At 57.1% G+C, this 711-nt stretch carries 1 pseudogene; it reads right to left on the bottom strand.

Annotated elements, in window-relative coordinates:
• Positions 1–46 precede the first annotated feature (46 nt).
• Positions 47–711 (bottom strand): annotated as a pseudogene (locus tag EEB11_RS19295) (transposase); the annotation flags it as partial.

Genomic DNA, 711 nt, shown 5'->3' on the forward strand with positions numbered 1-711 from the left:
CGATGAAGGCGGCGATGGCGGCCTCAAGTTCCCCCTCGAAGACTTAGTTTTCGAGCAGGATGCGGTTTTTCAGGGTCTGGTGCCAACGCTCGATCTTGCCCTGGGTCTGCGCCCTTACGGCGATGCAAGCATCGCCTACCGGGTAACAGATGCATCGGCGCGCCGCGGCGTGCTTCATGCCTTTGTCTTCGAGATATTCCGCCAGATCCCCCGCGATATAGGACGAGCCATTATCACTCAGAAGCCTGGGTTTGTGCAGAACTCTGGCACTGTCGCAGCCTGATGCGGCAAGGGCGATATCTAGCGTGTCGCTCGCGATTGTCCTCGAACCAATGGCGGACAACGGCTCGCCATCCTCAGCCCGCATGTTGCTGCAGAGCTTCCAGCCGATGACGTAACGCGAGTAGTCGTCCAAGATCGTGGATAAATAGAACCAGCCCCAGCCGATGACCTTCAGGTAAGTAAAATCCGTCTGCCACATCTGGTTGGGTGCCGTGGCCTTGTCCTTAAACTCATCCGCAGCCTTGATGACGATATAGGCCGGACTGGTGATCAGGTCGTGGGATTTGAGCAAACGATACACTGAAGCCTCTGATACAAAATACTTTTCCGCATCGGTGAACTTGACGGCCAGCTCTCGTGGCGACAGTTCGGGCTCTTCCAGCGCTAGGGTCATGATCTGATCGCGCACCGCCTCGGGGATGCGGTTCC

This window comes from Pseudotabrizicola sediminis, from assembly GCF_004745575.1.
Taxonomy (GTDB): domain Bacteria; phylum Pseudomonadota; class Alphaproteobacteria; order Rhodobacterales; family Rhodobacteraceae; genus Pseudotabrizicola; species Pseudotabrizicola sediminis.